This is a genomic window from Saccharopolyspora sp., from assembly GCF_017434145.1.
GTDB lineage: Bacteria > Actinomycetota > Actinomycetes > Mycobacteriales > Pseudonocardiaceae > Saccharopolyspora_C > Saccharopolyspora_C galaxeae.
The window spans coordinates 1-1,758 of sequence record NZ_JAFRFW010000689.1; the positions used below are offsets into that span (position 1 = coordinate 1).

Sequence of the window (1,758 nt, forward strand, 5' to 3'; positions counted from 1 at the left end):
GATGGGGTTTTCTCGGGAATGGCTGTGGAGGCAGCACGCGCGGGCCCTGGAGAAGGAGATCGACCGGCTCGACCCGCCGGACCCGGACCACCCGAAGCAGCGGGGCGCTTCCGCACCGCAGGTACCCGGTTCGTCCGCTGCGGCCAAGGAGGCGTTGCGGCGATCGCTGGCCGTCGGGCAGCAGGAGGCCGCGAAGGCGTGCCCGCGGTTGCCCGGCTACCGCGCCGGGCTGACCGGCTCGGTCTCGGCAGGCTGCGCGGGCCTGACGGAGGTGCTGGCATGAGCAGCGAGCTGCCCGAACAAGCGGCCCAGGCGCTGCGCACCGCGTTGCAGGCGGAGCACGCCGCGGTGTGGACCTACGGGTTGGCGACGGCGTTCGCCGAGCAGTCCGCGGTCAGCTCGGCGGAGCAGCAGGCCACCGAGCTGCACGAGCGGCACCGGGACGACGCGGAGCGGCTGATCCGGGCCGCGGGCTCGACACCGGCGGTGGCCGCGCCCGCCTACGAGCTGCCGCAGCAGGTCACCGACGAGAACTCGGCGATCCGGGTGCTGACCCTGGCCGAGCAGGAATGCGCGGTCGGCTGGCGAGCGGTGCTGGAACGCACCGAACCGGACAGCGGCGACCCCGCGGTGCGGCAGCTGGCGCTGGACGCGCTGACCACCGCGGCGAGCCGGGCGACCCGCTGGCGGATCACCATCGGCGAGGAACCGGCGGCGAAGGCGTTCCCCGGGCAGCCTTGATCCCGGAGCGGCCTTGATCTCCGGGCGGCCTTGATCTCCGGGCGACTCGGCGGGCGAGCTCCCGTTGCCCCGCGGGGTCAGCTCCCGGTGCTGTCCTGCGGCCAGCCGAGCCGCAGCGCGTCCCGGGTGACCTCGGAGAGCCGGGCGTCCTCGAAAGTGGCCGGTTTGCCGAAGTAGCCGGACTCACCGACCACGACGAGGCGGTCCTGCTGCTCGGAGTAGTAGCCGACGTCCTGGCTGAGCTTCGGGAAGTCGTCGGGCAGGTCCCGCCCGGCGGAGACGAGGTCCATCACGTTGCCGGTGCTGTCGGTCGACACCAGCGAATTCAGCTGCGCGGCGGAAGCGGCGTCGGGCATCCGGACGGTCACCACGGACGTCAGTGCCCGCTGCCCGCCGGGCAGCGTGGTGGAGTACAGCGCCCTGGTGAGGTGCTCGCACTGGTGCTGCTGGAAATATGCCTTGATCTGCTCGGTGGAGACGTTCGCGCAGCCGCGGAAGCCCTCCTCCCGCAGTTCGGGGTGGAACTGGAACTTGCCCTGCGGCGGCTGCGGTCCCTGCGCCTGGTCATCGGCCGGGTCGGAGGGTTTGACCAACAGCCACACCAGTCCGGACAGCAGCGAGACGCCGAACAGCACGAGCCCGCGCAGCAACCAGCCGGACGGGGTGATCTTGGTGCCACCGTTCCCGCTCGCCGGGTTCGGCTCGGCCGGGGCCTGCCTGCTGGTTGAGGGGTGGGCGCGCTGGACAGGGGCGGCCTGCTGGGCCGGAGCGGCTTGCTGGGCCGTTCCCGGGTACTGCGGCCCCGGTTGCTGGGCCATTCCCGGGTGCTGAGCGGTTCCGGGATGCTGGGCGGTTCCGGGGTGCTGGGCGGTTCCGGGATGCTGGGCCGCTCCGGGGTGCTGGGCGGGGTACTGGTTCGCCCCGGCGTAGGCACCACCGGGATTCGACTGCGGCCAATAACCCTGCGCCGCATAGGGCTGCTGGTACGGATGCGCCGAGTACGCCTGGGTCGGCTGC

The 1,758-nt window shown here is 72.6% G+C and carries 2 protein-coding genes and 1 pseudogene; 2 read left to right on the plus strand and 1 reads right to left on the minus strand.

The window, feature by feature from the left end; translation table 11 throughout:
• Positions 1 to 283 (plus strand): annotated as a pseudogene (locus tag IJH84_RS18825) (hypothetical protein); the annotation flags it as partial.
• The gene (locus IJH84_RS18830) at positions 280 to 741 is read left to right on the plus strand and encodes a ferritin-like domain-containing protein (protein WP_295146846.1); all 462 of its coding nucleotides are present in this window, start codon (positions 280 to 282) and stop codon (positions 739 to 741) included. The pseudogene IJH84_RS18825 and the gene IJH84_RS18830, both read left to right, overlap by 4 nt.
• A 77-nt stretch (positions 742 to 818) precedes the next feature.
• Here the strand turns inward: IJH84_RS18830 and IJH84_RS18835 are convergent.
• Positions 819 to 1,758 (minus strand): hypothetical protein (locus IJH84_RS18835; RefSeq protein ID WP_295146852.1); only part of this gene is annotated, 940 nt, incomplete at its 5' end.